Source organism: Kribbella sp. NPDC050124, assembly GCF_044460355.1.
Classification (GTDB): Bacteria; Actinomycetota; Actinomycetes; order Propionibacteriales; family Kribbellaceae; genus Kribbella.
The window spans coordinates 243,972-266,397 of sequence record NZ_JBITJU010000004.1; the positions used below are offsets into that span (position 1 = coordinate 243,972).

At 68.9% G+C, this 22,426-nt stretch carries 26 protein-coding genes and 1 tRNA gene; 15 read left to right on the forward strand and 12 right to left on the reverse strand.

All coding sequences use genetic code 11. The features are described from left to right. Positions 1-12: 12 nt before the first annotated feature. On the reverse strand, positions 13-1,206 hold the full coding sequence (locus tag ACIBL3_RS13445; protein WP_396353583.1) for a pyridoxal phosphate-dependent aminotransferase: 1,194 nt from the start codon (positions 1,204-1,206) through the stop codon (positions 13-15). A 377-nt stretch (positions 1,207-1,583) separates the two neighbouring features. Between ACIBL3_RS13445 and ACIBL3_RS13450 the strand changes: the two genes are divergently transcribed. The 5 genes from ACIBL3_RS13450 (at position 1,584) to rplA (ending at position 4,519) form a co-directional block, all read left to right on the forward strand. Continuing rightward, positions 1,584-1,656: transfer RNA gene (locus tag ACIBL3_RS13450), tRNA-Trp, on the forward strand. Between the two features lie 56 nt (positions 1,657-1,712). Further along, positions 1,713-1,955 (forward strand): preprotein translocase subunit SecE, encoded by a 243-nt coding sequence (gene secE / locus ACIBL3_RS13455; RefSeq protein WP_020388149.1) that lies wholly within the window; start codon positions 1,713-1,715, stop codon positions 1,953-1,955. Positions 1,956-2,043: 88 nt separating this feature from the next. Then, on the forward strand, positions 2,044-3,228 hold the full coding sequence (gene nusG, locus ACIBL3_RS13460) for a transcription termination/antitermination protein NusG (RefSeq protein ID WP_396353584.1): 1,185 nt from the start codon (positions 2,044-2,046) through the stop codon (positions 3,226-3,228). Positions 3,229-3,239: 11 nt separating this feature from the next. Then, positions 3,240-3,671 carry a 50S ribosomal protein L11 gene (rplK, locus tag ACIBL3_RS13465; RefSeq protein ID WP_132319511.1) on the forward strand — a complete coding sequence of 144 codons (432 nt, stop codon included), beginning with the start codon at positions 3,240-3,242 and terminating at the stop codon, positions 3,669-3,671. A gap of 125 nt (positions 3,672-3,796) precedes the next feature. Beyond that, on the forward strand, positions 3,797-4,519 hold the full coding sequence (rplA, locus tag ACIBL3_RS13470; protein ID WP_396353585.1) for a 50S ribosomal protein L1: 723 nt from the start codon (positions 3,797-3,799) through the stop codon (positions 4,517-4,519). 254 nt (positions 4,520-4,773) lie between these two features. On the opposite strand, the gene ACIBL3_RS13475 is transcribed toward rplA, so the two are convergent. From ACIBL3_RS13475 to ACIBL3_RS13485, 3 genes are read right to left on the reverse strand one after another with little or no spacing between them, the layout of a single operon-like run. Beyond that, positions 4,774-5,625 carry a methionyl-tRNA formyltransferase gene (locus ACIBL3_RS13475; protein WP_396353586.1) on the reverse strand — a complete coding sequence of 284 codons (852 nt, stop codon included), beginning with the start codon at positions 5,623-5,625 and terminating at the stop codon, positions 4,774-4,776. Between the two features lie 5 nt (positions 5,626-5,630). Next, the gene (locus ACIBL3_RS13480; RefSeq protein ID WP_396353587.1) at positions 5,631-6,086 is read right to left on the reverse strand and encodes an alpha-hydroxy acid oxidase; all 456 of its coding nucleotides are present in this window, start codon (positions 6,084-6,086) and stop codon (positions 5,631-5,633) included. Position 6,087: 1 nt separating this feature from the next. Next, the gene (locus ACIBL3_RS13485) at positions 6,088-6,675 is read right to left on the reverse strand and encodes an alpha-hydroxy-acid oxidizing protein (RefSeq protein ID WP_396353588.1); all 588 of its coding nucleotides are present in this window, start codon (positions 6,673-6,675) and stop codon (positions 6,088-6,090) included. A 226-nt stretch (positions 6,676-6,901) separates the two neighbouring features. Between ACIBL3_RS13485 and ACIBL3_RS13490 the strand changes: the two genes are divergently transcribed. Next, the gene (locus ACIBL3_RS13490; protein WP_396353589.1) at positions 6,902-8,017 is read left to right on the forward strand and encodes a hypothetical protein; all 1,116 of its coding nucleotides are present in this window, start codon (positions 6,902-6,904) and stop codon (positions 8,015-8,017) included. Here the strand turns inward: ACIBL3_RS13490 and ACIBL3_RS13495 are convergent. Genes ACIBL3_RS13495 through ACIBL3_RS13510 form a run of 4 tightly spaced genes read right to left on the reverse strand, consistent with a single transcriptional unit; the run spans position 8,000 to position 12,718 of the window. Then, the gene (locus ACIBL3_RS13495; protein WP_396353590.1) at positions 8,000-9,187 is read right to left on the reverse strand and encodes a mandelate racemase/muconate lactonizing enzyme family protein; all 1,188 of its coding nucleotides are present in this window, start codon (positions 9,185-9,187) and stop codon (positions 8,000-8,002) included. The genes ACIBL3_RS13490 and ACIBL3_RS13495 overlap by 18 nt on opposite strands. Continuing rightward, entirely contained in the window at positions 9,184-9,813 is a 630-nt protein-coding gene (locus ACIBL3_RS13500) for a bifunctional 4-hydroxy-2-oxoglutarate aldolase/2-dehydro-3-deoxy-phosphogluconate aldolase (protein WP_396353591.1), read from the reverse strand. Before ACIBL3_RS13500 ends, ACIBL3_RS13495 begins: the two co-directional genes overlap by 4 nt. Before the next feature lie 12 nt (positions 9,814-9,825). Continuing rightward, positions 9,826-11,412 (reverse strand): amidohydrolase family protein, encoded by a 1,587-nt coding sequence (locus tag ACIBL3_RS13505; RefSeq protein ID WP_396353592.1) that lies wholly within the window; start codon positions 11,410-11,412, stop codon positions 9,826-9,828. A 1-nt stretch (position 11,413) separates the two neighbouring features. Then, positions 11,414-12,718, reverse strand: coding sequence for an amino acid deaminase (locus ACIBL3_RS13510; RefSeq protein WP_396353593.1), 1,305 nt, complete (start codon positions 12,716-12,718; stop codon positions 11,414-11,416). 119 nt (positions 12,719-12,837) lie between these two features. Here ACIBL3_RS13510 and ACIBL3_RS13515 point away from each other — a divergent pair, with 119 nt between their 5' ends. The 5 genes from ACIBL3_RS13515 (at position 12,838) to ACIBL3_RS13535 (ending at position 15,771) form a co-directional block, all read left to right on the forward strand. Beyond that, a complete protein-coding gene (locus ACIBL3_RS13515) occupies positions 12,838-13,830 on the forward strand; it encodes a sugar kinase (protein WP_396353594.1) in 993 nt (330 codons plus the stop codon). Then, positions 13,827-14,561, forward strand: a complete 735-nt coding sequence (locus tag ACIBL3_RS13520; protein WP_396353595.1) for an IclR family transcriptional regulator — start codon at positions 13,827-13,829, stop codon at positions 14,559-14,561. Before ACIBL3_RS13515 ends, ACIBL3_RS13520 begins: the two co-directional genes overlap by 4 nt. Positions 14,562-14,566: 5 nt before the next feature. Then, positions 14,567-14,980, forward strand: a complete 414-nt coding sequence (locus tag ACIBL3_RS13525) for a RidA family protein (RefSeq protein ID WP_396353596.1) — start codon at positions 14,567-14,569, stop codon at positions 14,978-14,980. A gap of 61 nt (positions 14,981-15,041) precedes the next feature. Then, complete coding sequence (locus tag ACIBL3_RS13530; protein WP_396353597.1) at positions 15,042-15,311, forward strand: type II toxin-antitoxin system Phd/YefM family antitoxin; 270 nt, start codon at positions 15,042-15,044, stop codon at positions 15,309-15,311. A 28-nt stretch (positions 15,312-15,339) separates the two neighbouring features. Then, entirely contained in the window at positions 15,340-15,771 is a 432-nt protein-coding gene (locus ACIBL3_RS13535) for a type II toxin-antitoxin system VapC family toxin (RefSeq protein ID WP_396353598.1), read from the forward strand. On the opposite strand, the gene ACIBL3_RS13540 is transcribed toward ACIBL3_RS13535, so the two are convergent. Together ACIBL3_RS13540 and ACIBL3_RS13545 are read right to left on the reverse strand one after the other, a co-directional pair. Continuing rightward, positions 15,728-15,997, reverse strand: a complete 270-nt coding sequence (locus ACIBL3_RS13540; RefSeq protein WP_396353599.1) for a hypothetical protein — start codon at positions 15,995-15,997, stop codon at positions 15,728-15,730. The genes ACIBL3_RS13535 and ACIBL3_RS13540 overlap by 44 nt on opposite strands. Beyond that, positions 15,994-16,809 carry a fumarylacetoacetate hydrolase family protein gene (locus ACIBL3_RS13545; RefSeq protein ID WP_396353600.1) on the reverse strand — a complete coding sequence of 272 codons (816 nt, stop codon included), beginning with the start codon at positions 16,807-16,809 and terminating at the stop codon, positions 15,994-15,996. The genes ACIBL3_RS13540 and ACIBL3_RS13545 overlap by 4 nt, the downstream gene beginning before the upstream one ends. 125 nt (positions 16,810-16,934) lie before the next feature. Between ACIBL3_RS13545 and ACIBL3_RS13550 the strand changes: the two genes are divergently transcribed. The 4 genes from ACIBL3_RS13550 (at position 16,935) to rplL (ending at position 20,215) form a co-directional block, all read left to right on the forward strand. Then, complete coding sequence (locus ACIBL3_RS13550) at positions 16,935-17,759, forward strand: IclR family transcriptional regulator (protein WP_396353601.1); 825 nt, start codon at positions 16,935-16,937, stop codon at positions 17,757-17,759. Then, positions 17,756-18,928, forward strand: coding sequence for an MFS transporter (locus ACIBL3_RS13555; protein WP_396353602.1), 1,173 nt, complete (start codon positions 17,756-17,758; stop codon positions 18,926-18,928). The genes ACIBL3_RS13550 and ACIBL3_RS13555 overlap by 4 nt, the downstream gene beginning before the upstream one ends. Before the next feature lie 210 nt (positions 18,929-19,138). After that, on the forward strand, positions 19,139-19,762 hold the full coding sequence (gene rplJ, locus ACIBL3_RS13560) for a 50S ribosomal protein L10 (protein WP_396353603.1): 624 nt from the start codon (positions 19,139-19,141) through the stop codon (positions 19,760-19,762). 66 nt (positions 19,763-19,828) lie between these two features. Further along, positions 19,829-20,215: a 50S ribosomal protein L7/L12 gene (gene rplL / locus ACIBL3_RS13565; RefSeq protein ID WP_133789427.1), complete on the forward strand. Its 387-nt coding sequence runs from the start codon at positions 19,829-19,831 to the stop codon at positions 20,213-20,215. Between the two features lie 49 nt (positions 20,216-20,264). On the opposite strand, the gene ACIBL3_RS13570 is transcribed toward rplL, so the two are convergent. Together ACIBL3_RS13570 and ACIBL3_RS13575 are read right to left on the reverse strand one after the other, a co-directional pair. After that, complete coding sequence (locus ACIBL3_RS13570; RefSeq protein WP_396353604.1) at positions 20,265-20,774, reverse strand: phosphatase PAP2 family protein; 510 nt, start codon at positions 20,772-20,774, stop codon at positions 20,265-20,267. Next, entirely contained in the window at positions 20,753-22,210 is a 1,458-nt protein-coding gene (locus ACIBL3_RS13575) for a PhoX family protein (RefSeq protein WP_396353605.1), read from the reverse strand. Before ACIBL3_RS13575 ends, ACIBL3_RS13570 begins: the two co-directional genes overlap by 22 nt. Between the last annotated feature and the right edge of the window lie 216 nt (positions 22,211-22,426).

Consider the following 22,426-nt stretch of genomic DNA (forward strand, 5'->3'; position numbering starts at 1 on the left):
GGCCCCGAGAGTTCAGCTGAGAAGCTTGGCGATCCGGCCGACACCCTCGGCCAGGTCCGCGTCGCCGAGCGCGTACGACAGCCGCAGGTACCCGGGCGCGCCGAACGCCTCACCCGGTACGACGGCCACCTCGGCCTCGTCCAGGATGATCTCGGCCAGCTCCGCCGACGTGGCCGGCGTCCGCCCGTTGATCTCCTTGCCGAGCACGCCCTTGACCGACGGGTAGGCGTAGAACGCGCCGGTCGGCTCCGGGCAGTCGACCCCGGGGATCTCGTTCAGCAGCCGGACCATCGTCTGGCGCCGGCGGTCGAACGCCGTCTTCATCTCGTCGACCGCGGTCAGGTCACCGGTCAGCGCGGCGATCGCGGCCCGCTGCGCGACGTTGCAGACGTTGGAGGTCTGGTGCGACTGCAGGTTCGTCGCGGCCTTGATCACGTCCTTCGGGCCGATCATCCAGCCGACCCGCCAGCCGGTCATCGCGTAGGTCTTGGCGACGCCGTTGAGTACGACGGTCTTGTCTGCGAGCTCCGGTACGGCGACGGGGATCGACGTCGCCGTGGTGTCGCCGTACGTCAGGTGCTCGTAGATCTCGTCGGTGATCACCCAGAGGCCGTGCTCGAGCGCCCAGCGGCCGATCGCCTCGATCGCCTCCGGGCTGTCGACCGCGCCGGTCGGGTTCGACGGCGAGCAGAACAGCAGGGCCTTGGTCTTCTCGGTCCGGGCCGCCTCGAGTTGCTCGACGGTGACGCAGTAGTTCTGGGTCTCGTCGGCGAGCACCTCGACCGGCACACCGCCGGCCAGCTGAATGGCCTCCGGGTACGTCGTCCAGTACGGCGCCGGCAGCAGCACCTCGTCGCCCGGGTCGAGCAGCGTCGCGAACGTGTTGTAGACCGCGTGCTTGCCGCCGTTGGTGACCAGCACCTGGGCCGCCTCGACCTCGTAGCCGGAGTCGCGCTTGGTCTTGTCGACGATCGCCTGCTTGAGCTCGGGCAGGCCGCCGGCTGGGCTGTAGCGGTGGTTCTTCGGATCGCGGGCGGCCTCGACCGCCGCCTCGACGATGTAGTCCGGCGTCGGGAAGTCCGGCTCGCCGGCGCCGAACCCGATCACCGGCCGTCCGGCCGCCTTGAGCGCCTTCGCCTTGCTGTCGACCGCGAGCGTCGCCGACTCACTGATGGCGCCGATCCGCGCCGAAACCCTGGAACCCATGCTGCCCATCCTGGCACCACTCCGCCCCGACCGGCACGGGGGTGGGGCTGGACCGGTTCTGGGCCGGGCTGGATCGGTTCTGGATCGGTGTTCACCCCCGCCGTCACCGGGTGCGTCGACCGTCGGTGGTTCGGGACCCCCGGTGGAGGAGTTGGTCGTGAAGCTGTGATCCCGGGAACACGCACGGGGTGTGGTCCGTTGGGACCCGATGGAGGCTGTATGGTTCTGGTCGCGGTGCGACGCCCGGCTGGGTCGTGCGGGTAGGGGCCTCAGTTCGACCAGGTGGCTTCGACCCCGTACACTCTTCTAGTCCGGGCGTTGGTGGCCCTGAATCGGCATGCCCGAGATCAGGTCCCGCGGCGTCCGGAGGATTGCAGAGGGCACTAGCTCAACTGGCAGAGCATCGGTCTCCAAAACCGAAGGTTGGGGGTTCAAGTCCCTCGTGCCCTGCAAATCCTGACCGGCGCAGGGCCGGTCAGGCCGCCGCTAGCGAAAGAGGTCAGGTCGTGACGGAGACGCGCACCCCGGCACCGTCCGGCGCCGGCAAACCTGCGGAGAGCAAGTCGGGCAACCGCCTGCTGCGCTTCTACCGCCAGGTGGTCGCCGAGCTCCGCAAGGTCGTCTGGCCGACTCGCAAGCAGCTGTCCACCTACTTCGTGGTCGTCCTGACCTTCGTGGTGTTCGTCATCGCGATCGTCTCGGTCCTCGACCTCGCCTTCGGTTGGGCGATGTTCAAGATCTTCGGCTGAGTTCGCAGCCGCCCACGAACGCACTCGCCGGGGGTCCGGGGCCGTGACCCGACCCGCAGCAGAGAACCAGACAAGACCCGATGCAGAGATGACGGAGTACAACGTGTCCGAGCGCGACGACGAGGTCCTCGACTACGAGGACGAGTTCGACGTATCCGCTGACTCCGACGACGACCTCGATCTCGACTTCGACGAGAACGACACCGACGACGATGACGACCTGTTCGGTGACGATGACGACGACCCGTTCGCGAACCTCGACGACGAGGACAGCGACGCCGGGGACGAGGACGAGGACGACGACGAGGAGTACTCCGCCGACGACGAGGCCGAGGACGGCCCGGCGGACGACGACGACTCCGACGACGAGCCGGTCGTGGTGGTCGCCGCCGCGGACGCCGCGGAGGACGACGAGGTCGTGACCGCGTCCGACGTCGAGGAGGCCGCCGACGAGCTCGCCGCCGAGACCGCCGAGACGGCGCCCGAGGACACCGACGAGGAGCCGGCCGACGATGAGCTGGTCTTCTCCTCGGCTGACGCCGACGACGACGAGACCGGTACGGCGGCCGACGACGACGCCGACGTGGACGCCATCGCCGCCGCGGCCGCGGCCGCGCAGGCCGACGACGAGGACGTGGAGCCCGAGGAGCCGGGCGACCCGCTCGAGGAGCTGCGCAGCCGGCTGCGTTCGCAGTTCGGCGACTGGTACGTGGTGCACACGTACTCGGGGATGGAGAACCGGGTCAAGAGCAACCTGGAGAACCGGATCACCTCCCTGAACATGGAGGACTACATCTTCGAGATCATCGTGCCGACCGAGGAGGTCGCCGAGATCAAGAACGGGCAGCGCCGGATGGTGAAGCGCACCGTGCTCCCCGGCTACGTGCTGGTCCGGATGGACCTGACCGACGAGTCCTGGGCGACCGTGCGGCACACGCCGTCGGTGACCGGCTTCGTCGGGAACAGCCAGAAGCCCGTACCGCTCAGCCTCGAAGAGGTCGAGAAGATGCTCGCTCCGGCCGTCGTGGCGGCGGCCGAGGCGGCGGCTGCCGAAGCCGGCGCCGCACCCACCAAGACCGCGGCCAAGAAGAAGGTCGAGGTGGCCGACTTCGGGGTCGGCGACTCGGTCATGGTGGTCGACGGGCCGTTCGCGACCCTGCACGCCACGATCACGGAGATCAACGCCGACGCCCAGCGGATCAAGGCGCTGGTCGAGATCTTCGGCCGGGAGACCCCGGTGGAACTCAGCTTCAGTCAGATCCAGAAAGTCTAAGGACCCGAAGAATGCCTCCGAAGAAGAAGATCGCTGCCCTGGTCAAGGTGCAGCTCCAGGCCGGCGCCGCGACGCCGGCGCCGCCGGTCGGTACCGCGCTCGGTCCGCACGGCGTCAACATCATGGAGTTCTGCAAGGCGTACAACGCCCAGACGGAGTCCATGCGCGGCAACGTGGTTCCGGTCGAGATCACCATCTACGAAGACCGTTCCTTCACCTTCATCACCAAGACGCCGCCGGCGCCGGAGATGATCAAGAAGGCCGCCGGTCTGCAGAAGGGCTCGGCCGTCCCGCAGCGCGACAAGGTCGGCAAGATCACCAAGGACCAGGTCCGCGAGATCGCCACCACCAAGATGCCGGACCTGAACGCCCGCGACATCGACGCCGCGATGAAGATCATCGAGGGCACCGCGCGCTCGATGGGCGTCACCGTCGACGGCTGAGACCGGCCCCCGGTACGACGAACCACGCCGGCTGACCGGTTGGTCGCCGTACCAGCAGCAAACTTCACGCAGTTGTGGCAGGGCGAAAGCGCCGCCCGTGGACCACACCCCAGAGAGGAACAGCAATGGCACAGCGCAGCAAGGCCTACCGCGCAGTCGCGGAGAAGATCGACTTCGACAAGCTGTACACGCCGATCGAGGCGATCCGGCTGGCCAAGGAGGCCGCCGGCAGCAAGAAGTTCAACTCCACCGTGGACGTCGCGATGCGCCTCGGGGTCGACCCCCGCAAGGCCGACCAGATGGTGCGCGGCACCGTCAACCTTCCGCACGGTACCGGCAAGACGGCACGGGTCCTCGTCTTCGCCACCGGTGACAAGGCCGAGGCCGCACGCGCCGCCGGCGCCGACTTCGTCGGCGACGACGACATGATCAAGAAGGTGACCGACGGCTGGCTCGACTTCGACGCCGTCGTCGCCACCCCCGACCTGATGGGCAAGGTCGGCCGGCTCGGCCGCGTCCTCGGTCCGCGTGGCCTGATGCCGAACCCGAAGACCGGCACGGTCACCCCGGACGTGGCCAAGGCCGTGTCCGACATCAAGGGCGGCAAGATCGAGTTCCGGGTCGACCGGCACGCGAACCTGCACTTCATCATCGGCAAGGCGTCCTTCGACGAGGCGCAGCTGGTGGAGAACTACAGCGCCGCGCTGGAGGAGATCCTCCGGCTGAAGCCGGCCAGCTCGAAGGGCCGCTACATCAAGAAGACGGTGTTCTCGACCACGATGGGCCCGGGTGTCCAGGTTGACCCCAACCTCACCCGCAACCTCACCGAGGAAAACGCAGACGCCTGATCCACAAACCCCAGTACGGCCCCGGAGCTCACTCCGGGGCCGTACTGCATTTCTGGGCCCACTGACGGCTTATGTGACGGATGGCCTGTTGCACAACACCTGAGCGGTGACAAAACCTGCGAGGGGTGGGTCAGGGGAGGCCGGGGCTGAGGCGCTGGCGGGAGGCGGGGTTGGGGGCGGGGCTTAGCCGATGTGGGTTGTGGTGGGTGGGTTGTTGTAGCAGGTCAGGGGTGACGGAACCCGCCAGTGGGGGGTCAGGGGAGGGCTTGGGTTAGGCGGAGGGGGTGGTCGGCGGTTTGGAGGGTCCAGCCGTTGGGGTGTTCGGCCAGGACGGTGCCGGGAGGGGCGGAGGAGGTGCCGGGGGCGGGGTCTGTTCGGATGATGGTGTGGGTGGTGCCGTTGAGGTGGAGGCGGGCTGCGGGGGAGGTGACGTTGAGGGCGGCGGCTTTGCGGCGGATGACGTGGGCGGGCTCGGTCAGGTCCAGGAAGTGCTCTGCGTCGGTGAAGAAGGGGGCCTCGGTGGCTGCGGCCGGGTCCTGGGGGAGGCCGGGGTCGCCGGCCACTAGGCGGGGGACGGCTTCGTCGAGGCACTCGGTGAGGAGGATGCGCCAGGTCTGCATGATGCCGGTTCCGTTGAGGTCCTCCGGCAGCGGTGCGATGCGTCGCGCGAGGATCGCCCCGCTGTCGAACTCGGCGGCGGTCCGGTGCACGGTCGCGCCGACCCGGTCGTCACCCTCGTAGATCAGCCGTTGCGGCGTCGGCCCGCGCCCGGCCGGGAGCGGTGACGGGTGGCAGTTGATCGCGCCGTACTTGGGGACCTCGAGGATCTCGGGCGGGATCAGCCGCGGGAACGCGGCCGAGATGATCACGTCCGGCTGCAGCGCCGCGATCGCCGGCGCTGCCACCGTCCGCAGCTTGGAAGTGATCAGCACATTGCTCTGCGACGGCAGGTCCAGGACCAGCGGGCGGATCGAGGCGCCGTACCGGTCGGAGTGCGGCAGCGTGACCACCAGCGCGATCTCGTGACCGTTCCGCTCGGCGAAGTCGTGCACCAGCCGGTAGCCGGCCGGGAAGGCGTTCAGCGTGACGATCCGCAGGCTGTCCACTGGAATCAGTCCCTGAAGTGCCGGGTGACGAGGTCCGGCGTGAGGTCGGCGGGCGTCGGACAGCCGACCAGGCGCAGGCAGTGTTCCAACTCGTCGCCGAGCTCCGTGAGCAGCCGAGTGACCCCAGCGGACCCTCCGACGGTGAGTGCCCAGAGCGCCGGGCGGCCGACGAAGACTGCCCGAGCGCCGAGCGCCAACGCGGCCAGGATGTGCTCGCCACGCCGGATCCCGCCGTCGACATAGACCTCCGTGCTCGTCCCGGCCAACGCCTCCGCAACCTCCGGCAGCGCCTGCGCAGTAGGGATCGCGCCGTCGAGTTGGCGGCCGCCGTGGTTCGACACAATCACGCCCGCCGCGCCCGCGTCCGCACAGCGCTTGGCGTCATCGCCACGCAGCACGCCCTTCACCACCACCGGCAGTCCGGTGCGGTCAGCCAGCCAGCCGATCACATCCGGACCCAAGTCATCTGCCTTGGCCAGATCGTCGTCGCTCCAGTCGCCCGAGGGCAGGTTCGCGAGCCACTGACCAGGCTCCGTGAGATCCCAGACCGTCTCGCCGGAGTCCCTTCTTGCGACCGACGACCGGCGTGTCGACGGTCAGTACGACGGCCCGCGCCCCACCCTCCACCGCGGCGTCGAGCATCCGCTCGGTCACGGACCGGTTCCGCACGACGTAGATCTGCAGCCACCACGGCACACCGGTCGCACCGAGATCGGCGAACGTCGTCCCGGCGTTGCTGGACAAGCCGATCAGCGACCCCGCCCCGCCGACGCCGGTCGCCGTCGCGACCTCGCCGTCGGGATCCGCCATCCGGTGCAGCGTCGACGGCGCGACCAGCACCGGTACGTCGACCGGCGTGCCGAGCACCGTCGTCCGCACTGAGACCGTGGACACGTCCTGCAGCACCCGAGGCCGGAACCGGTACGCCGACCACGCCTCGACGGCCTCACCGGCACTGATCCCGCCCGCCGATCCCTGCCGGAAGTACCGGTGCACGGCCTCCGGGAGCTTCTCGGCGGCCGCGGCTTCGAGCGTGTCGATCCATCGCATGCGCCCCATCGTCGCACCGGCCCGGTGCTCCGGGCAGAAAATTTCCACAGGAGAACCCTGCGGGTGACCGGGTATCCTGGTCGCATGACGCAGTACGGGCGGCGATTTCTGCGCCCCGGCCGGCACGACGGTGCCGACGGGGTGAGCCGCTGCTGCGCTCTCTCCTGAGGACCGCGGCCGACCGGGGTGGACCCCCGTCGAGACCGTCACCCTTGGAGAGACTCCGATGTCGATCACCATCGAAGAACTGCACGCTGCCCTGTCCCTGCGCGACCTGACCGACCCGGCCCACGGACCCCACGCCGTCCAGCTGATCGTCGACTCGATCCGTACGGCGCTCGGCCAGGCCTGGCCGTACACCGAGATCTGGACCAGACGCGATCATCCCGTCGTCCCGCTGGCCGACAACTACGACAACCTCGGGTACGCCGCCGACGCGGTGACCCGGGAAGCCCGCTACACCCGCTACGCCTCCGGCGGCGAGGTGCTGCGCAGCCACACGTCCGCGATGATCCCGCCCGCGCTGCGGGAGTTGGCAGCGGGTACGGCGTCCGACGTACTGATGATCTGTGCAGGCATCTGCTACCGCCGCGACTCCGTCGACTGGCAGCACACCGGTACACCGCACCAGCTCGACCTGTGGCGGATCAGCCGGAACGTCACGCTCGGCGAGCCGGAGCTGGAGGACATGATCGCCCGGCTCGTCGACACCGTCCTGCCGGGCCAGACGTATCGCACGGTGCCCGCCGTGCACCCCTACACGATCCATGGCCGTCAGATCGACGTACTGCTGGACGACGAGTGGATCGAGATCGGCGAGTGCGGTGTAGCGGCGCCGCAGGTCCTCCGGAAGGCCGGTCTGGACGACAGTTGGACCGGTCTGGCCATGGGGCCGGGGCTGGACCGGCTCTTGATGCTCCGCAAGGGCATCCGGGACATCCGGTTGCTCCGGTCAACGGATCCGCGGGTGGCCGACCAGATGCTCGACCTGTCGCCGTACAAGCCGGTCTCGTCGATGCCACCGGTCCGCCGCGACCTGTCCGTGGTCGTGGACGCGACTGCTGACCTGTCACCGGAGGCGATCGGCGACAAGGTCCGCAACGCACTCGGTGCCGACGCAGACGCCGCGGAGTCCGTCGACGTCGTCAGCGAGACGTCGTACGACGACCTGCCGCAGCCCGCACGCGATCGGCTCCAGTTGAACCCGGGTCAGCGGAACGTGCTGGTCAGACTGGTCCTCCGGCCGGTTGACCGGACCCTGACCGACGCGGAGGCGAATGCCCTACGGGACAAGGTCTACCGGGCACTTCACGAAGGGCCGGTGCTAGAGCTGATCGGTTAGTCGCGAGACGGCGTCCAGGTCGTCACGGAGGCGGACACCGTGCCCGGGCGAGGTCGGCAGGATGACCTCGCCCGGGATCAGCTCCGGGAGCCCCTCGACGAGTTCGCCGTACCAGGTGCGGATGAAAGACCGAGCGGTTTCCTGGATCAGCCCGTTCGGCTGGCTGCACACCACATGCGTCGCGACGGCGAGCGAGACCGGGCCGGTGCAGTCGTGCGGTGCGATCGGGACCGAGAACGCGTCCGCGAGGGAAGCGATCTTCACCGCCTCGGTGATGCCGCCGGTCCAGCCGATGTCGAGCGTCGCGACATCGACCGCGCCACGCTGGAACAGCGGCAGAAAGCCACGCCGCCCGATACAGGTCTCGCCCGTCGCGATCGGTACGTCGATCTCCGCACGGAGCGCTCCGAGTGCGTCGGCGGCGTCCGGACGCAGCGGATCCTCGATCCAGAACGGGCGGAACTCAGTCAGCGCCCGCGCGAGCTTGGCGGCCGCGGTCCGGGTCCACAGGCCGTGCAGCTCGATCATCAGGTCCATCTCGAGCCCGACCTCGGCCCGGATCGCCTCGACGATGTCCAGCCCGGCGGCCAGCGCGCGCGGCGAGATGTCGGTGCCGTTGCTCTCCTCGGCAGCCTGGTCGAACGGCCAGATCTTCATCCCGCGGGTGCCCTCGTCCCACAGTTCGCGGGCGAGCCGGGCCGGGTGGTGCATGAACGCGTACAGGTCCTCGTACTCGCCGGCGTCGTCCGGCAGGCCCCAGTTCGAGGAGTTCTGCCGCGTCGACGTACTGATGTAACGCCCGCCCGCACACGTGTTGTACGTCCGGATGCGATCCCGCACCGGTCCACCGAGCAGCCGCGCCAACGGCAACCCGGTCGCCTGACCCATCAGGTCCCACAGGGCGATGTCGACCGCGCCGTTGCCGCGCAACTCGGCGCCACCGCCCTGATAACCGACGTACGGCGCCAGCAGTACGGCGACCTGTTGTGGCGACGGATCGTCCAGACCGAGCAGCACCGGCGCGACGGTCTCGTGGATGTGCGCCTCCACCGCAGCCGCGCCGAAGAAGGCCTCGCCGAGACCGGTCAGCCCCGTGTCCGTGTGCAACCGGACGAAGCACAGGTTGGACTGCACACGCGGCCGGATGGTCTCGACCGCTGTCACCTTCACTGCAGTGCCTTGCAGAACGCCTCCGCCTTGGCGGTGATGTCCTGCCAATTCCCCGCCACCACATCGGCCGGCGCGACGACGTCCGTACCGGCGCTCACCGCGAGTGCTCCGGCAGCGAGGAAGTCGCGGGCGTTGCCGGCGTTGACACCGCCGGACGGGATCAGCGGCACACCAGGGAACGGGCCGTTGAGGTCCTTGAAGTACTTCGGCCCGAGTTGGTGGGCCGGGAAGATCTTCACCGCGTCGGAGCCGAGGGCAAGCGCGGTCATCACCTCGGAAGGCGTGAACGCGCCCAGTACGACAGGGATCCCGGCTGCCCGCGCAGCCTCGGCGATCGCGGCTGCCTCGGGACCCTGGCCGGGGGTGACCAGGAACTGCGCGCCGGCGTCGATCGCCTGCTTCGCGTGCGCACCGGTCTGCACGGTGCCGGCGCCCACCACCGCACCCGTCTCGGCGGCGGTCGACGCAGCCCGCTCCAGGTGCCGGGGCAGGTCCGGCGTGGTGTAGGTCAGCTCCACCGCATGGATGCCGCCGGCGACCAGCGCCGCGCACAGGTCGCGGGCGTCACTGATCTCCGGAGCCCGGACAACGGTCAGAACCCGGTCGGCGCGCAGCAAGTCCAGCATGAAACGTCCTCTCTAGGCAGTACGGCGGACAGCGCCGCCGGGAAGTGCATCGGTACGGCGCCCGTCGTCGATGACGGCCACTCCGTTGACGAACACGTACGGGATCCCCTCGGCCTGCCGGCGGGGATCGTCGAAGGTCGCGGTGTCGCGGACGGTGTCCGGATCGAACAGCACGAGGTCCGCGTAGTGCCCCTCCCGGACCAGCCCGCGATCGGTCAGCCGCAGCCGCCGGGCCGGTCGGCCGGTCAGGTGATGGATGCAGTCGGCCAGCTCCAGGACGCCGAGCTCACGCACGTACCGGCCGAGGTAGCGCGGGAACGTGCCCCACGAGCGCGGATGCGGTTTCGCGCCGGCCAGGATCGCGTCCGAGCCGCCGGTGTGGCTCGAGTGCCGCATGATCGTCCGGACGTTCTCCTCGTGTCCGACGTGCTGCAGGATCGAGGTGGCCAGGTTGTCCCGGACCAGCAGGTCGAAGAACACCTCGGCCGGCTGCCGGCTGCCCGAGGCGGCCAGGGAGGCGATGGTCTTGCCCACGGCGTCGTTCAGCGCCGGGTTCTTCACGCCGCCGATCTCGATGGTGTTCCAGTCGGTCACGCAGCCGTGGCAGCCGTCCGAGCCGAGCTGCTCCATCTCGTGGGCGATCCGCCGGCGCGACTCCGTGTCCTGGAGCCGGGACAGCTGCGCGTCCGGCCCGCCCTCAGCCGTCCAGCTGGGCAGGATCGCCGCAAGGGTTGTTGCCCCCGGCAAGTACGGGTAGGTGTCGGTGGTGACGTCGACGCCGTTCGCGACTGCCTTGTCGATCATCGCGACCAGGTCGGCGCCGCGACCGCGGTTCGGCTCGAAGTTCATCACCGCGTGCGTGAGGTGCAGGGCGCATCCGGACTGCCGGGCCACCTCGACCATTTCGCCGTACGCGTCCAGTGCGCCCTCGCCGTACGAGCGTTGGTGTGGGCTGTAGTAGCCGCCGTACTCGGCCAGGACGGTGCACAGCTCGACGAGTTCGCCGGTGGTCGCGAACATGCCTGGGGTGTAGGTGAGGCCGCTGCTCATCCCGACGGCGCCCTGCTGCAGCCCTTCGGCAAGCAGGCGCTTCATCTCGTCCAGCTCGGGGCGGGTGGCCGGGCGGTTCTCGGTGCCGACGACCATCATCCGCAGCGTGCCCTGCGGGACCAGGTACGACGCGTTGCAGGCGATCCCCTGGTCGAGACGGTCCAGGTACCCGGCGACTGTGGACCAGGTGAAGTCGAAGTCGTCCGGTTCGCCGTTCCAGCCGGCGATCTGGCGCCGGAGCGCGGCCCGGGTCGGGTCGTCGATCGGCGCGAACGAGAGGCCGTCCTGGCCGAGCACCTCGAGCGTCACGCCCTGACTGACCTTCGCGGTGTGGTCCGGGTTCGCCAGGATCTGCAGGTCGGAGTGTGCGTGCATGTCGATGAAGCCGGGCGACAGCACCAGCCCGTCGGCGTCGATCGTCCGGCGGCCGGGCGGCAGGTCGTTGCCGATGGCCACGATGCGGGCGCCGTCGACGGCGACGTCGGCCGGTACGCCGGGAGCGCCGGAGCCGTCGAGGACCGTGGCGCCCCTGATCAGGAGGTCGGCCATGTCAGAAGAAGGTCCGGACCAGGTCGACCACGACGGGATCGGCGGCGTCCGGGTCGTCCACGACCGGGATCAGTCCCCACTTGTCGAACGCCGTACACGGGTGTGAGAGGCCGACCCGGAGCTCGTCGCCGATCAGCACCGGGTCGCCGTCGAACCGCAGGTAGCCGTGCTGGTCGTTCAGCTTGGCGACAGTCATCCCGGCCGCCTTCAGCACCGGTTCGCCGTCGGCCCGCGGCCGGATCAGTTGGGGCTCGGGCAGGTCCTGGTCGAACGGCAGGTCGCGGCGGCCGGCGTCGAAGATCGCGAGTCCCGGTTCGGGTTGTGAGGTGATCCGGACCCAGCCGTGCATCGCGGAAACCAGTCGGTCCCCGTCGGTCCGTGGAGACTCGCCGAGTGGGGACATCCGGCGGTACATGCCGTCGTCGTGGGTGATGTACGCACCCGACCGGAGCACCACGCGTGCGCCGTCCTCGCCGAGTGGCGCGAGCACGGTCGCGACGTCGTCGAAGTACTGGCTGCCGCCGGCGCTGACCACGGGTACGACGCCGGCGTCGTACAGACCCTTGAGCCGGGTGTGGATCCCGGCCAGTTCGCGGAGGTAAGCGCGCACCGTCTCGAGGTCGGCCTCCTCGACGCCGTGGCCGATCGCACCCTCGTATCCGGCGACGCCGGCCAGTCGCAGGGTCGACGCGTTTGCAATCGCCTCGCCGACGGCGACCGCGGTCTCCGCGTCGCGGGCGCCGGTCCGCCCGTCGAGTCCGCCGACCTCCACGAGTACGTCGAGGGGTCGTGCGTCCGGGCCAACGTACGCCGCCCGGGCCGCCTCCATGATCTCGACCGTCCGGACCGAGTCCGCCCAGACGAGGACCTCGAACGACGGGTCGGCGGCGAGCTCGTCGGCGATCCAGCGCAACTGCAGTGGAGAGATGATCGCGTTGGCGATCAGCACCCGGCTCACGCCGTACGCGCGGGCGACGCCGAGTTGGAAGCCGTTCGCGAGAGTGATCGCCCAGGAGCCGGCCTCGAGCTGCATGGCCCAGAGTGCGGGAGCCATCGTCGTCTTGCCGTGTGGCGCCAGCTCGACGCCGTGGTTCGCGCACCAGCGGGCCAGGGTGTCCACGTTGTGGCGCAGGCCGGGTGCGGACAGGGTCAGCAGGGGAGTGGGCAGCTGCGACAGCCGCGGCTTGTCGGCCAGCACCTCGGCGACGGTCCGGCCCCAGAAAGCGGGCGGTAGTGCCTTGTCCTGCCAACTCACTTGCTGGTCGGCAAATGCGGCGAGGGCTGCTGCGTCGTACGAAGCTGGCATCTGATCCCCTGCGATGGTTGAGATTGCAGAATACGCAACGGTGATTGCGCATTCTGACTCTACGGTTGTAGCATCACGCCCGAACTCCAGTCAAAGACCAGCATTCCGGGAGAACGCCGATGGCGGATGTCGTCTCACGTGCAGTGTGTCTCGGTGAGGCGATGATCATGCTCGCCGGGGACACGGGTGGACCGCTGGAGGACGTCGAGACGTTCCGGCGGTCGGTGGGCGGCGCTGAGTGCAACGTGGCCGGCGGACTGGCGGCGCTGGGAGTCTCGACCAGCTGGATCTCGCGGCTGGGTGACGACGGGTTCGGTCGGCACGTATTGCGTGATCTGCAGGAGCGTGGGGTCGACGTCGGAGGCGTCGAGGCGGATCCGGACCGGCCGACCGGGCTCTACGTGAAGCACACGACGGGCGGTCGCTCGCGGATGCACTACTACCGCTCCGGCTCGGCGGCGTCCGCGATGAGTCCGGCGTTCCTGGACCGGCCCGCGGTGCGTGAACGGCTGGCAGGCGCAGACCTGGTGCACACGACTGGCATCACCGCAGCCATCTCCGGCACGTGCGCCGAGATGCTGGAGCGGCTGGCCGGTGACGCGCGGGACTTCATCTTCAGCGTCGACCTGAACTGGCGGCCGGCGTTGTGGCGGGACAAGGACCCGGAGCCGCTGCGGCGGGTGCTGCGGGCGGCTGACGTCGTACTGATCGGTGCTGACGAGGCCGAGGTCTTCGCAGGGACCAGTGATCCGGCAGAGCTGCGTGAGTTGCTTGGTCCGCGGTGCACGTTGGTGATGAAGAACGATGCGCACACTGCGCTCGTGCTGGAGCCGGACGGTCGCCGTACCGAGGTTCCTGCTCTGACGGTCGAGGTGGTCGAGCCGGTCGGCGCCGGTGACGCGTTTGCAGCTGGTTTCCTGGCCGGGACGTTGCAGGGGTTGCCGATGGAGCAGCGGCTGCGGCAGGGGCATCTCGGTGCGGCAGCGGTGCTGGCCGTGCCGGAGGACCACGCTGCGCCGTTGGATCCCGCCGTACGCCAGAAGCTGCTGGACTGCTCTGACGAGGAGTGGGCGGTGGTCAAGGTCGGTCCGTCGGGTGTGACGCTGCCATGAGTCAGAGTCTCGCCAGGGCGTTGCAGATCCTGGCCAGCCTGGGGGAGGGCGAGCGGTCGCTGGACCAACTGGCGACGGAGCTCGACGTCCACAAGACGACCGTGCTGCGGCTGTTGCGGACCATGGAAGCGGATAGGTTCGTACGGCGTGACGAGTCGCACCGCTACCGCTTGGGATCGCGACTGTTCTCGCTGGCGGACGCGGCTCGCGAACAGCACGTCGTACGAGCGGTCGCCGCACCGCACCTGCGGCAGCTGAACCAGAAGACCGGCCAGACCGTGCACCTCGCGGCGTGGGAGAACGGCGAGGTCATCTACGTGGACAAGCTGGACAGTGTGCGGTCGGTGCGGATGTACTCGCAGGTCGGCGTACCTGCCGCGTTGCACTGCACCGCGGTCGGGAAAGTACTGCTGGCGGCGCAGCCCAAGCGGCAGCGGGAGGCATTGCTGGCGTCGATCGACTACCACGCGTTCACACCGCAGACGATCACCGATCCCGACGTACTGCGGGACGAGCTGGACGAGGTGCGGTCGCAGGGCTGGGCGCAGGACCGGGCCGAGCACGAGTCCTTCATCAACTGCATCGGGGCGCCGGTCGCCGACCGCGACGGCCGGATCGTCGGGGCGGTGTCCGTCTCGGTACCCGACGTTCTGCTGAACTACGAGCAGGTGCTGGAGTTGCTGCCAGACTTGCTCGCCACCACGCGAGCGATCAGTACTGACTACAACTGAGAGGTATGACGCTGATGTCCGACAAGACCGCCGTCTCCACCACCGACGCGCCGGCGCCGCTGCCGGTGTACTCGCAGGGTGTGCGCAAGGGCAACATCCTGCAGGTGTCCGGCCAGGGCTCGGTCGACCCGGCCACCGGCGAGTTCGTCCACACCGGTGACGTGAAGAGCCAGACCACCCGGGTGCTGCAGAACGTCGAGGCGATCCTGTCCGCCGGCGGCGGCAGCTTCGACGACGTGGTGATGATTCGCGTCTACCTCACCACTCGCGACGACTTCGCCGCCATGAACGAGGCGTACGCCGAGTTCGTGGGAGCGCGCACCCCCAGCGGCGTCCTGCCCTCGCGCACCACCGTCTTCACCGGCCTCCCGCTCGAAACCATGCTGGTAGAGATCGACGCCCTCGCCGTCCTGGGCTGATGTACCTGCCACAGGGTGCTACGAGGTAGCACCCTGTGGCACAACCAGGTAGCCTGTTCGCATGAACGGACAGCCGGAGATCACACAACGCGACCTGCGGACGCGATCGAAGGAAATCATGGACGCTGTCCAGAACGGTCAGTCCTTCACTGTCACCAGGGACGGACACCGCATCGGCGAGCTGATCCCGCTGCGCCGCCGGCGTCGGTTCGTCCCGCGTGACGAGTTCGCCGCCATGTCGCGCACGGCCCCGAGGATCTCGTTGGAAAACTTCCGGGCCGATCAGGACGCCTTCGCTGATCACCAACTGGACGACCCGTATGCCCGGTGAGCACCAGCAGGGACTGCTCGACACCAACGTGGTCATCCTGCGGGAGGGGATCGACCCTGTCGAACTGCCGGACGAAATGGCGATCACCGCTGTCACCTTGGCCGAACTGTCTGCGGGACCGCATCAGGTCCGAGGCAACGACGAGCAGAACGAGTACGACGAGCACCTGGAGCGCGCCCTGCGGATGGACGTCCTTCAGCGTGCGGAGAACGAATTCGATCCGATCCCGTTCGGTGCCGACGCCGCCCGGATCTATGGACGGATGTGCGCCGCTGTCGTTGCCGCCGGCCGGTCGCCGCGAGGTCGCGTCGCCGATCTGATGATCGCCAGCATCGCCATCGCCGAAGGCCTGCCTCTTTTCACTGTCAATCCCGACGACTTCAAGGGCCTCGAGGATTTCCTGACCTTGGTCCGGGTCACCCATCCCGACGGAAAGCCGGGACCAAGACCTCGTCGTTGACCGAGGTCTTGTGCGAGTTGGCCGTAGGTGGGACCGGGGCGGAGGTCGACGTATTGGAGGTCGCCGTCAGCCCGTTGTGGCAGCGGAGGGACTCGACGACCTCGGGCGGCAGGTCCATCGCGGCGAGCTCCGCGTCTGTTGCCGGCGGCGCGAGTACGGCGTACGTCGCCGGAGCGTGCCGGGTCAGCCAGGCGTCGATGGATCGCCAGGACTGGGTGATGGTCATCGGCCGGCGATCACGGGGTTGGAGAGCGTGCCGACCCCGGGGATCCGGCACTCGGCCACGTCAGCAGGGTTGATGTGGACGGCTCCCGGCGTACCGGTGGAGATGATGTCGCCGGGGTAGAGCGGCATCACCTTGCTGTGGAAGCTGACCAGGAACGCCGGGCTGAAGGCAATGTTCGACACCGTGTTGCTCCGGTGCACCGAGCCGTTGAGCACCGTCGACACCTCGACCGCGTCCAGCGAACCCCAGTGCGCGAGGACGGCGTCCAGTCCGACGATCGTCGGCCCGAAGGAGAAGAACCCCGGGAAGTTCTTCGACCGGGTCAGGAACCGTGGATTGCGCTCCAGGATGTCCTCCGCGGTCTGGTCCAGCACCGGCACCACGCCGTACACGTAGTCGAGCGCCTCGTCCTCCTCGACCTGGTAGCACTCGCGGCCGATCACCAGCCCGAGCTCGGCCTCGGCCGTGGTCCGGGTGCTCTGCGACGGCACCGGGATCGGGTCGCCCGGCCCGATGATTGTGTGATCGCCCTTCATGAACGACGCCGGCTCGGTCGGCACGTTCTCCGACAGGTCGCCGGCGTGCTCGAGGTAGTTCAGCCCGATCCCCCAGAGCTTGCGCGGACGCCGGTACGGCGCGACGAACTCGAAGCCGGCCGGATCGCGGAAGTCGCCGGACGCGGTGGCCAGCTCGCTCAGCGAGGCCCGGGGCAGGATCGACAGCACGTCGCCGTCGAACCCCAGGTCGGCGGCCAGTGCCACCCCTCGCTCCGTGACCACCACGGCAACCTCGTTGCCTTCAGCAACTCTCACGGATCCCAGCTGGACGGACATGCGGCTCCCCAAGGTGATCGGCGATGCCTTGCACCCTAGGGGCAGGAGTGTCCACTTACCGAGAACCCGGGTCCATTTCCCGCATCGTGGGATAGCCTGCCGCTATGCAGGAACAGGAGCTCCGCCGCGGGTCGGTGCAGTCGATCGACCGGGCGGTGGCGATCCTGCGCTGCTTCGACGCCCGTACGCCGGACCTCGGCATCAGCGACCTGGCCCGGGCCACCGGCCTTTCCACCAGCACGGTGCACCGGCTGCTGCTCGCGATGCAGGAGAACGGCCTGATCCGGCAGACCGCACACCGCCGGTACGCGATCGGCCCGCTCGTCGTCCAGTTGGCGCACAGCGGCGGGATCCCGGCCGGCTTGCGTGATGCCGCGATGCCGGTCCTGCGTGAGCTCCGGGACGCGACCGAGGAGACCGCGGCCGTGCATGAGCTGCTCCCGAGTGGGCAACGCGTCGTCCTCGACCAGGTCGAGAGCCGGCACCAGTTGCGCCGTACTTACACCGAGTTCGGCATCCCGGTGCCGCTGCCGCTGGGGGCGCCGGGGAAGGTGCTGCTCGCGTTCTCGCCGTGGCAACGGCAGGCCGAGGTGCTGGCCGCTCCACTCGAGCGGGTGCTTCCGCAGACGATCACCGATCCCGACGTGCTGGCTGCCCAGTTGGCCGAGATCCGGAAGAGAGGATTCGCCAAGTCGATGTCGGAGCGCACTCCAGGGATCAGATCCGTCTCGGCGCCGGTCTTCGACTACTCGGGCCAGGCCGTGGGGTGTTTGTCGATCTCCGGCCCGGAGTTGCGGATGCCGGCGGAGCGGTTGGACGAGCTCGGCGAGCTGATCGTCCCGGCGGCGTGGTCGGTGTCCGAGTTGCTGGGGGCGACCGAGTCCGAGCGCGACCGCCGTACGGCGCTCGCCTCCGGGCCGGCCTCATGAATCTGTGGCGAATCGCTCCGTCCGTCTACCTCCCGGCGCTGCTCTACGGCATCGGTCAGGGCGCGATCGCTCCGGTCGTGGCCGTGTCCGCCACCCACCTCGGTGCCTCGGTAGCGGTGGCCGGGCTGGTCGTCGCGGCCGCGGGCCTCGGCCAGGTCATCGGCGACATCCCGGCCGGCGCGCTCACCAGCAAGATCGGTGAACGCCACGCGATGCTGCTCGCGACCGGCCTGGTCGCGCTGGCCCTGGTCGCCTGCCTTCTCGTCCCGACGGTCTGGGGTCTCGCGATCGCGATCGGCGCCACCGGCGTCGCGGGCGCGGTCTGGGGACTGGCCCGGCAGGCCTACCTGAGCGAGGCCGTGCCGATCGAGATGCGAGCTCGCGCCCTGTCCACGCTCGGGGGTGTACAGCGCATCGGCTCCTTCATCGGCCCGTTCCTCGGCGCGTTCGCGATGCGCTTCCTCGGCACCGACGGCGCCTACTGGGTCCACTTCGTCGCCGCAGTCCTGGCCTGCGGCGTCCTGCTCAGCCTGCCCGACATCGAGTCGGTACGGCGGACGCGCGGCAGCCGGCCCGTGGTCGCGCAGTCGACATGGACCGTGATCCGGGAACACCTGCCGGTCTTGCGGACCCTCGGGGTCGGGGCACTGCTGGTCGGTGCGGTCCGGGCGTCGCGTCAGGTGGTGATCCCGTTGTGGGCGCTGCACATCGGGCTCGATCCGGAGACCACCAGCATCATCTTCGGGCTGTCCGGCGCGGTCGACATGCTGCTGTTCTATCCGGCCGGGTCCGTGATGGACCGCCTCGGCCGCAAGTGGGTCGCCGTACCGTCGATGTTCGTCCTCGGACTGGCACACCTGCTGCTGCCGCTGACCCACACCATGGTGACGCTGACCGCGGTCGCCCTGCTGATGGGGATCGGCAACGGGTTGGGTGCGGGCGTGATCATGACGCTGGGAGCTGATGCGTCGCCGGCGGTCGGGCGCGCTCAGTTCCTGGGTGCTTTCAGGTTGTTCGCGGACACCGGCAACGGCGCTGGTCCACTGCTGCTGGCGGGTGCCACAGCAATGTTCGGTCTGGGGCCGGCGATCGTGATCATGGCGGCCACGGGTTGGGCGGCGGCTACTGCGATGCACCGCTGGATCCCGCCCCATCCACGGCCGATTTGATTAACGGTGCGCACACCAGGCACACTGTCTACTGCCGAAGACCGCTGGTTGTCGCCTCCGGGTGACTGAAGGTCCCACTCTCGAGTGGGCGGCCCGCGCAGGTGAGCTTAGACAGTGTGAGTTGCATTCTTCACGCCCTTTGCGCCTGCGCAGGGGCGTTTTTCTTGTGTCCAGGGGTCCGAGGCGAGGAAGCCAAGAGAAGGAGACCCCATGGCGAGGCCGGACAAGGCAGCCGCAGTCGCCGAGCTGACGGACGAGTTCCGCAGCTCGAACGGCGCCGTGCTGACCGAGTACCGCGGACTCACCGTGGCGCAGCTCAAGCAACTGCGGACTGCGCTCGGTGACGACGTGAACTACGCCGTGGTGAAGAACACGCTGACCAAGATCGCGGCCAAGGACGCCGGTTTCGAGTCGTTCGACTCGCTGCTGCAGGGTCCGTCGGCCATCGCCTTCATCAAGGGCGACCCGGTGCTTGCGGCCAAGGGCCTGCGTGACTTCGCCAAGGCGAATCCCCATCTCGTCATCAAGGGCGGAGTGCTGGAAGGCAAGGCACTCGGCTCTGACGAGATCAGCAAGCTCGCTGACCTGGAGTCGCGTGAGGTCCTCCTCGCGAAGCTCGCAGGTGCGATGAAGGCGGCTCCGCAGCAGGCGGTGTCGCTGTTCGCTGCTCCGCTGTCGCAGGCCGCGCGCCTGTTCGCGGCGCTGCAGGAGAAGCTCCCGGCCGACGCCGCCCCTGTGCAGGACGCAGTGGCGGACGAGGCGGCGGCCGTGCAGGACACGGTCGAGGCACCTGCCGAGGCGAGCACCGAGGAGACCGCTGCAGCGGACAGCTGAAGCGAATCTCACCCGTAGTACCCCATCAGTGATCACGAAGTACCACAGTTAGGAAGGACCGCCACCATGGCGAAGCTCAGCACCGAAGAGCTCCTCGGCCAGTTCAAGGAACTGACCCTGCTGGAGCTGTCGGAGTTCGTTAAGGCGTTCGAGGAGGAGTTCGGCGTCACCGCCGCCGCCCCGGTCGCCGTTGCCGCCGCCCCGGGCGCGCCGGCTGCCGCTGCCGAAGAGGCCGCGGAGCAGGACGAGTTCGACGTCGTTCTGGAGAGCGCCGGCGACAAGAAGATCCAGGTCATCAAGGAGGTGCGCGGTCTCACGAGCCTCGGCCTGAAGGAGGCCAAGGACCTCGTCGAGTCGGCCCCGAAGGCCATCCTGGAGAAGGTCGACAAGGCTGCCGCGGAGAAGGCCAAGGAGGCCCTCGAGGGCGCCGGCGCCACCGTCACCCTGAAGTGACCTGTGCGGTCTGAGACCGCGCAACAAAGCAGTGCGCCGAAGGGCGGTCCTACCCAGGGCCGCCCTTCGTCACGTTCCGGACCAGCCCGACCCAGGCCAGCGCCCAAATCCACCCGGCGAGGACGTCGGTCGGGTAGTGCCGCCCGAGTGCCAGCTGCGACCACCCGACGCACAGCAGCACAGCCGCGCCCAGCAAGACAATCGGCAGTCGGCGCACGAGAAGAACCAGCGCGCCGACGAGCGCCGCGGTGTTCGCCGCATGCCCGCTCGGAAAGCTGTACTCCGACACATCGGCCGGCAACGGCCACAGATCTGGCCGCGACCGCCCGACGAGCTCCTTCAGCAGCGGGTTCACCGCCCACACGACCCCGACTCCGGCCGTGAAGAAGATCGCGTCGCGCCATCGGCGCAGGCCGAGCAGCACCACCAGCACGACGATCGCAACGGCCGCGAGCGGCTCCAGTTCGGTCAGGTCGCTGACCACCTGGGCAGCCGGTGCGTCGTCGTGCAACCAGACGAGAACGTCGTCTTCGAGCGTCAGACGCCGATGCGGTGCCACGGTCCCCAGATGGCGAACGTCATCCCGCGACTGGCCTGGATGTTCACGAACAGCGTGTGCCCGTCCGGGCTGAACGTCGACCCGGCGAACTCGTCACCGGACCGGTCCGCGCCGGTGCTGCTGGTCAGCCGGTTCAGCGCGATGTCCCAGAGCTGCCCACCGCGGGACAGACCGCGCAGGTAGTTGTCCTCGGTGTTGTCCTCGCAGAGCACCAATGTCCCGCGCTTGCTGGTCGTCACGTTGTCCGGGAAGTCCAGCGTCGCCCGATTCGGTGACTGGTAGATCAGCTGCAGTTTCCGCGCCCGGGTGTGGTACGCCCAGACCTGGCCGAAACCGTTGCCGTAGCCACCGACCGAGTCCGGTCCGGTCTCCGCCGGGCCGCCACCCTGCGTCGAGGTGAAGTACACGACGTTGTTGTCGTACACCTGGCCTTCCAGCCGGGAGAAGTACGCCGCTCCCTGCGCGCGACCCTGGTCACCGACGTACACGAGGGCCTGGTCGTTCGTCGTCGGCGCGGTCTGTCCCGGTGTGTACGGGAAGCTCGGCGCCGGATCGTCGATGTCGACCCAGGTCACGTCGTACGTCGCCCGCTGCGGCTGCTCGGCGGCCAGGTTCACGTTCGGCCGGCCCTTGACCGCGAGCATCTGCAGCCGGCCGCCGTCCAGCAGCCGGCCGGTCTTCAGCGGGTTCGTCGGCGGCAGGTAGCGGTAGAACCCGGACGGGAAGGCGAAGTTGTCCTCGGTCAGGTAGAGGATGCCGTCCTTCGGATCGAACGAGACGGCCTCGTGCGCGAACCGGCCGGCGTGCGTGATCGGCTGGCGTGCGGACTGGCCGCGGGCCGGGACCTCGAAGACAAACCCGTGCGGCTTGGTCAGCGGCACATTGGACGCCCCGGTGAAGTCCGGGCCGACATCGGGCCCGTTGACCGTCTCCTCACAGGTGACCCAACTGCCCCACGGCATGATCCCGCCGCTGCAGTTCATCATCGTGCCGTTCAGGCTGGTGAACGCCTCGATCACCTGGCCGAACCGGGTCACCTCGATCGTCGTCGTACCACCCTGAGCCATCGAGTCGTACGGCGTCCCCGGACCGAACGGCGCCCCCGGGTTGTTCAGCTCGTGGTTGCGGACCAGCACGACGTTGCCGTTACGCCGCATGAACGCGCCCATACCGTCGTGCCGGCCAGGCAAGTTGGTGCCGTCGTTCAGCACCACCGGGAACTCGGTGTCGTGGAAGGAGCGGTAGGCGAACCCCTGCGGCAGGTGCAGCCGGACCTTGCCGTCGCGCAGGTCCGGGATCGCCTGCAGGACGGGTGACCGCACGGCCGACGCCGCGGTCGCCTGTTGCGCCACGAATCCCTGGAACGGCCCGCCCGCGAGCACCCCGCCCGCCACCGCCGCGCTTCCTTTCAGGAACGTCCTTCGTTCGATACTCATCCGTGGTCCCCTCCTCGGCCGGGCACTTCCCTGGATCGACGCTAACTTTCGGGCCGCATTCCGGACAGATCTCGGGCAGCCGCTAGGATCACTCGGGCCGCGTGGTCAGCACAGCGTGTCGGGCCGATCAACACACCGTGATCGGCGTGACCGGAGCGTGACGCATTGGTCACCGTCGCTTGACATGCGGGGGTTACGCAAAAACCGTACTCGTGC